The organism is Streptomyces crystallinus (genome assembly GCF_039521265.1).
GTDB lineage: Bacteria > Actinomycetota > Actinomycetes > Streptomycetales > Streptomycetaceae > Streptomyces > Streptomyces crystallinus.
Window position 1 is genome coordinate 1 of the sequence record NZ_BAAACA010000024.1, and the last position, 6469, is coordinate 6469.

Annotated in this window: 6 protein-coding genes; 4 read left to right on the top strand and 2 right to left on the bottom strand. The window is 72.1% G+C overall.

The features are described 5' to 3' along the window. The 3 genes from ABD236_RS19945 to ptsP all read left to right on the top strand — a co-directional run. Positions 1–219 (top strand): hypothetical protein (locus ABD236_RS19945; protein WP_344075141.1); only part of this gene is annotated, 219 nt, incomplete at its 5' end. Positions 220–516: 297 nt separating this feature from the next. Further along, complete coding sequence (locus ABD236_RS19950; RefSeq protein WP_344075142.1) at positions 517–966, top strand: PTS sugar transporter subunit IIA; 450 nt, start codon at positions 517–519, stop codon at positions 964–966. A gap of 95 nt (positions 967–1061) precedes the next feature. After that, complete coding sequence (gene ptsP / locus ABD236_RS19955; RefSeq protein ID WP_344075143.1) at positions 1062–2732, top strand: phosphoenolpyruvate--protein phosphotransferase; 1671 nt, start codon at positions 1062–1064, stop codon at positions 2730–2732. 107 nt (positions 2733–2839) lie between these two features. Here the strand turns inward: ptsP and ABD236_RS19960 are convergent, their stop codons facing one another. After that, positions 2840–3796: a hypothetical protein gene (locus ABD236_RS19960; protein WP_425543909.1), complete on the bottom strand. Its 957-nt coding sequence runs from the start codon at positions 3794–3796 to the stop codon at positions 2840–2842. Positions 3797–3818: 22 nt separating this feature from the next. Then, entirely contained in the window at positions 3819–5027 is a 1209-nt protein-coding gene (locus ABD236_RS19965) for an MFS transporter (protein WP_344075144.1), read from the bottom strand. 111 nt (positions 5028–5138) lie between these two features. Here ABD236_RS19965 and ABD236_RS19970 point away from each other — a divergent pair, with 111 nt between their 5' ends. Further along, entirely contained in the window at positions 5139–6461 is a 1323-nt protein-coding gene (locus ABD236_RS19970; RefSeq protein ID WP_344075145.1) for an aminotransferase class I/II-fold pyridoxal phosphate-dependent enzyme, read from the top strand. Positions 6462–6469: the final 8 nt, after the last annotated feature.

Genomic DNA, 6469 nt, shown 5'->3' on the forward strand with positions numbered 1-6469 from the left:
GTTTCCGGGCCCTCCGGGCGCTTCCTTCGTTTCCGACTCTATCAGATCTTTTTCCGATCCGATTTCTTCGGTGCTTTCCAGGTTTCCGCTTTCGCGTTTCCCTTTCCGGCGGCTCCGACTCTATCAGTGCTTTTCCTTCTCCCCGACCACTTCGTTTTGCGACACCGGAATACCGGCACAGCAAAGCGGGGTGGAGATCAAGATCAACAAGTTGAGTGAGGAGCAGTGCCCGCCCCGACAGATGCACGTGAAGTTCACACGTCGCGGTCAGGCAGGACTTAGGACAGTACATCCCTCGGCGCGGTCGGGGCAAATCGACCCAGGGCCCCTGTGGGGAGCTATGGTCTAGTCCACTACCCCACCGGTCTAGTCCAGTAGTCTCCGTCGAGGAAGTCCGCCCTGGAGACATACCAGGCGAACCCGGACTTCCTATGACTTACCCTTCTGAACAGTACGCCGTCACACAGCAGGTAGTGGCGGTGACACGAAGAAGCCCCACCCCCTGGGAGGCCATCCATGACCACCGTGTCGTCCCCGCTCGCCGGGCGTGCCATCGGACTCGCGGCAGTGCCCGATCCGGTGTTCTCCGGCGCAATGGTGGGCCCCGGTACCGCCATCGACCCCGTACGCGAGCCCTCTGAGGCGGTCTCTCCCGTCGACGGTGTCATCGTCTCCCTGCACCCGCACGCCTTCGTCGTCGTGGACGACCAGGGCCACGGTGTGCTGACGCACCTCGGCATCGACACCGTTCAGCTCAACGGCGAAGGCTTCGAGCTGCTCGTCAACAAGGGCGACACCGTCACGCGCGGCCAGGCCGTGGTGCGCTGGAACCCGGCCGCCGTGGAAGAGGCCGGCAAGTCCCCCGTGTGCCCCATCGTGGCTCTCGAGGCCACGGCCGACTCCCTCTCCGAGCTGGTCGACAGCGGCGACGTGAAGTCCGGCGACGCCCTCTTCAGCTGGAAGTAGTTCGGCCAGAGGTCGTGACGTCGCCGTCGTCGAGACGGTGAGTTCGACATCCACCGCGGCGGCGCAGACCGCCGCACCAATCGGAGACGGGTGAAATGGAGACAACGCTGCGAGGCGTCGGCGTGAGCCACGGTGTGGCGATCGGCCAGGTCCGGCACATGGGCACTGCGGTTCTGGAGCCGCCGGCCAAGCAGATTCCCGCGGAGGATGCGGAGCGCGAACAGGGGCGTGCCCGCAAGGCCGTGGAGGCCGTGGCGGCCGATCTCAACGCGCGCGGCAACCTGGCGGGCGGTGAGGCGCAGGCCGTGCTGGAGGCTCAGGCCCTGATCGCCCAGGACCCCGAGCTGATCGCCGACGTCGACCGGCGCATCGCTGTCGGCAGCACCGCCGAGCGTGCCGTGTACGACGCGTTCTCGCACTACCGGGAGCTGCTCGCGGGCGCCGGTGAGTACATGGCGGGGCGCGTGGCGGACCTGGATGACGTGCGCAACCGCATCGTGGCGCGCCTGCTGGGCGTCCCGATGCCGGGTGTCCCGGACAGCGACGAGCCGTATGTGCTGATCGCGCGTGACCTCGCGCCCGCCGACACCGCGCTGCTGGACCCGGCGCTCGTGCTCGGCTTCGTGACCGAGGAGGGCGGGCCGACCAGCCACAGCGCGATCCTGGCGCGGGCGCTGGGCGTCCCCGCCATCGTGGCGCTGCCGGGCGCGGGTGAGCTGGCCGAGGGCACGATGGTCGCCGTCGACGGCAGCACCGGCGAGATCTTCGTCGACCCGAGCGAGGACAAGCGCGCCGAGCTGGAGCGGGCCGCCGCCGAGCGCCGGGCCGCGCTGGCCGCGTCCTCCGGTCCGGGTGCGACGTCGGACGGGCACAAGGTCCCGCTGCTCGCCAACGTCGGCGGTCCGGCCGACGTCCCGGCGGCGGTGGAGGCGGGCGCCGAGGGCGTCGGTCTGTTCCGTACCGAGTTCCTCTTCCTCGACGACTCCGCCAAGGCGCCGTCGGAGGAGAAGCAGGTCGAGGCGTACCGCAAGGTCCTGGAGGCGTTTCCCGAGGGCCGTGTGGTCGTGCGGGTGCTGGACGCCGGCGCCGACAAGCCGCTCGACTTCCTGACGCCCGCCGACGAGCCGAACCCGGCGCTCGGTGTGCGTGGTCTGCGGTCGCTCCTGGACCACCCGCAGGTGCTGCGGACGCAGCTGACGGCGCTGGCCAAGGCCGCCGAGGGGCTTCCGGTCTACCTGGAGGTCATGGCGCCGATGGTCGCGGACCGTACGGACGCCAAGGCGTTCGCGGACGCGTGCCGGGAGGCGGGGCTGCGGGCGAAGTTCGGCGCGATGGTGGAGATCCCCTCCGCCGCGCTGCGCGCGCGCTCGATCCTCCAGGAGGTCGAGTTCCTGTCGCTGGGCACCAATGACCTGGCCCAGTACACGTTCGCGGCCGACCGGCAGGTCGGTGCGGTGTCCCGGCTCCAGGACCCGTGGCAGCCCGCGCTGCTCGACCTGGTGGCGCTGTCGGCCGAGGCGGCCAGGGCCGAGGGCAAGAGCTGTGGTGTGTGTGGTGAGGCCGCCTCCGATCCGCTGCTCGCGTGTGTGCTGACCGGTCTCGGTGTGACCAGCCTGTCGATGGGTGCCGCGTCCATTCCTTATGTGCGCGCGACGCTGGCGAAGTACACGCTCGCCCAGTGCGAGCGTGCGGCCGCGGCGGCCCGCGCCGCGGACTCGGCCGAGGAGGCCCGCGTGGCCGCGCAGGCGGTGCTGTCCGGGGAGTGATCCCGGCGCGTCCGGCGAGGCCGGGCGCGGTGTCCGGGTGAGAGGGGCTTCCTGTCGCGGGTGCGGCGGGGAGCCCCTCTCGTCTGTGTTCCCAGGGCTGTCAGTGGTCAGTGGTCGGTGGTGGGCTGGTCGAACGGGAAGCCCGCTCGGTAGTCCACTCCTGGTTCGGGCGCCACCGGGTCTCCGGTGTCGGCGTCCGTGCAGTAGGCGCTGAAGACCTCGCCGGCGGTGAGCGGGTGCAGGCTGCCCGCGTGCAGCCGCCAGCCGTGGACGCGGTCGGGTGTGTGAGCGGCCGTCGTCCGCAGCACCAGGCCTCCCGGGCTGTGCTGGGCGATGCCCGCGGCGAGGACGGTGACGAACTCGGCGACGTCCGTCTCGTCGAGCAGGGCCGGGTCGCCGCCGCGGCCCTCGGCGTGGAGCACGGCGATCAGCTGCTCCTGCTCCGCCTGGACGCTGCACACCATGTGGTGCAGGCCGGGGCCCGCCGCCTCGATCAGGCGGGTGAGGATGGTCGAGGCGCGTTCGAAGGCGGAGCGGCCGATGTCCTGGCCGCATTCGGCGCACTCCCCCAAGTCGGCGAGGAGCAGGGTTGCGTAGTCCCAGGTCGCCTGGCGGACCGCTTTGTTGATGAGCTCGGGCACCAGGCTGTCGATGGGCTGGCCCGCGTAGACCACGCGGGCGCCGCCGGCCGCGATCTCGGCGGTGAAGCGGGTGCGGCTGTCGGCGGTGTCGGGGTCGATGCCGGTGGCCGTGCAGAACTCGGTGAACTCCTCCGGGTCGAAGAGGGCGACCGTGGTGTGCAGCCCCTGGGCGGCGAAGGATCTGAGCAGGCCCTCGACCTGGCGGAGATAGGCGGTGTGGTCGTCGAAGGCGAAGGACCCGTACCTCGTCATCGCCTCGAAGTCGTAGGCGTCGGCCAGCAGGCCCACGGTGCTGGGTGTCTCCCTGCGCAGGGTGCGCCGCATGGCTCTGGGAGCCCGGGCGGGCCGGGAGCCGCCGTGTGTGCGGGACCGGGCGGCGGACTTCGGGCTGGTGGATTTCCTGGAATTGCGGATGTGCGCCATGTTTCCCCCTGAGCGCTGTCGATCAGTGCTCACTCACCGTAACCGGGGGCACTGACAACGCCGGTCGCGGCAGCCGGTCCCGTACCAGCCGGTGCTGAACGCAGCAGGTCACAGCGATGACGGCGCCGAAGGCGGTCCAGCCGACGGGGCCGGTGGCGATGGCCGCGGTGACGGCGAGCGGTCCCGCGCTGCGCTGAGCGGACTGGGCCAGTCCGTGCACGCCGAGGTAGGCGCCCTGGGCCTGGTCCGGGGCGAGCGCGATCGAGAGTTCCCAGGAGACGGTGGCGTGGATCATCTCGGCCAGGGTGAACGCGGCGGCGGAGACGGTCAGGCAGATGCTCGCCGGTACGGCGCCGTGGACGGCCGAGGCGGCCATGGCCACTCCCGCGGCGGCGAAGACGGCGGCCAGCGGGAGGAGCAGGCGGTGGGCCGCCTTGGTGGTCGCGCCGAAGCGGGCCAGCGGAACCTGAAGGCCCACCACCATCACGTTGTTGAGCACCATCAGCAGCGGTACGAGGCCGTGGGGCGCGTCGGTGGCGGAGACGGCCCACAGCGGGATGCCGACCTTGAAGACGGCGTCGTCCATGAACAGGACGGACTCGGTGGCCACATAGGCCAGGTAGGTGCGGTCCTTCCAGGGGCTGCCCGGTCGCTCGGCGGGTGCGGGCTCCTTGGAGGTGGCGACCGTGCGCGAGGGCGAGGGCGGTTCCGTGCAGCGCGCGGTGACCAGGGCGGCGCCGACGAAGGAGAGGGCGTCCCCGGCGAGCAGCCACTGGTAGGCGGCCGTGGTGGCGAGTGCGAGGGCGGCTGCCGCGGCGAGGCCTCCGACGGCCCAGCCGGCGTTGGCCAGGGTGCGGCTGACGGCCTGGTAGCGGACGCGGTCGGGTCCGGCGACGCGGGCCGCGTACAGCTTGGTGAGCACGTTGGCGGAGCGGTCGCCGAAGCTGCCGACGGCCGAGTACACCAGCAGGAGCGCGTAGTTGTCGGTGGTGAGCAGGGCTGCGGAGGCCAGGGCGCGCAGGACCTGGAAGACGATGAGTACGCGGGTGAGGGGGAACCGGTCGGCGATGCGGCCGCCGACGGGGGCGCCCGCGATGCCCACCGCGCCGGCCAGGGCGACGAGCGTGCCGACCTGGGCGACCGAGAGGCCGGCCACGTAGGTGAAGTACAGGACCGAGACGGCGGCCCACAGACCGCTTCCGGTGCGGTCGACGAAGGCGACCCAGAGCATCAGTCGGCCGTCGCGGCCTCCTGGGACTCGTTCCCACAGTGCGGCTCGTCGGCTGCGCGTTGTCACTGCTCCCCCTTGACTGGCATTATGTATTGATACATAGTTCAGTACGTGGCAGAACAATATGCGATCAGTGGCGCCTCGGCCAAGGGAATTGCCGCTTCCGTCGAACGGGCCGTCGCCGAGGGCGGGCTGGCGCCGGGCGACACGCTTCCTCCGGTGCGCCGGCTGGCGGACGACCTCGGCGTGAGTCCCGGCACGGTGGCGACGGCGTACAAGGACCTGCGCCAGCGGGGTGTCGTGGTGACGCACGGGCGCGGCGGGACCGTGGTCGCGGCGGCTCCCTCGGTCGCCTCCCGGCGTCCGCCGAAGGTGCCGCAGGGGCTGCGGGACCTCGCCGGCGGCCACCCCGACCCCGCCTTCCTGCCCGAACTGCCCGCGCCGGTACGGATGACGGCGGGCGCCCGGTCGCACCGCTCCACACCCCGGCTGCCGCTGCTCGAAGAGCGCGTCCAGGAGTGGCTGGGCGACGACGGCGTCCCCGCCGGGTCGGTGACCTTCGCCCACGGCGCGCTCGACTGCGTCGCCCGGCTGCTCACCACCGAGCTGCGGCCCGGGGACGCGGTGGCCATGGAGGACCCGGGCTACCACCATCTGCTGGACCTGGTGCAGGTCATGGGGCTGCGTACGGTCCCGGTCGCCGTCGACGACGAGGGGATGCGGCCGGAGGCCCTGCGTGAGGCGCTGCGGGCCGGGGCGCGGGCCGTGGTGTGCAGCCCGCGGGCGCAGAACCCCTACGGCGGCTGCTTCTCGCGGCGGCGCCGGGACGAGCTGGTGGAGGTGCTGCGCGGGGCGCCCGAGGTGCTGGTGATCGAGAACGACCACGCGGCGGAGGTCGCGGGCGCGCCGCTGTACTCCCTGGCGGAGGGCGGGCGGCTGGCGCGCTGGGCGCATGTGCGGACGGTGACCAAGTACCTGGGCACGGACCTGCGCTGGGCCGCCGCCGCCTGTGACCCGGCGACGCTGGCGCGGCACGACGGCCGGCTGCTGCTGACCTCGGGCTGGGTCAGCCATCTGCTCCAGGGCACGGTGCTCGGGCTGCTCACCGACCGGATGGCGCGAGAACTCGTCCATCGCGCGCGTGAGGCGTACGGGGAGCGGCGCCGCGCTCTGTCGGGCGAGCTGGAGCGGCGCGGGATCCCCTCGCACGGGGCCAGCGGGATGAACCTGTGGGTGCCGGTGCGGGACGAGTCCGCGGTGGTGAACGGGCTGCGCTCGCGCGGCTGGTGGGTGGCCGCCGGGGCGCGGTTCCGGATCGCCTCGGGGGCCGGGGTACGGATCACCTCGGCGGATCTGGAACCGGCCGAGGCCGCCCGGCTGGCCGCGGACTTCGCCGAGGTGCTGGGCGAGTCCGAGGCCACCTACGGGGGATGAGTCGGGGG

Excerpts from the sequence above, each read along its gene's own strand:
- ABD236_RS19950 (WP_344075142.1), top strand. The coding sequence starts at position 517 with ATGACCACCGTGTCGTCCCCGCTCGCCGGGCGTGCCATCGGACTCGCG.
- ptsP (WP_344075143.1), top strand. The coding sequence starts at position 1,062 with ATGGAGACAACGCTGCGAGGCGTCGGCGTGAGCCACGGTGTGGCGATC.
- ABD236_RS19960 (WP_425543909.1), bottom strand. The coding sequence starts at position 3,796 with ATGGCGCACATCCGCAATTCCAGGAAATCCACCAGCCCGAAGTCCGCC.
- ABD236_RS19965 (WP_344075144.1), bottom strand. The coding sequence starts at position 5,027 with ATGCTCTGGGTCGCCTTCGTCGACCGCACCGGAAGCGGTCTGTGGGCC.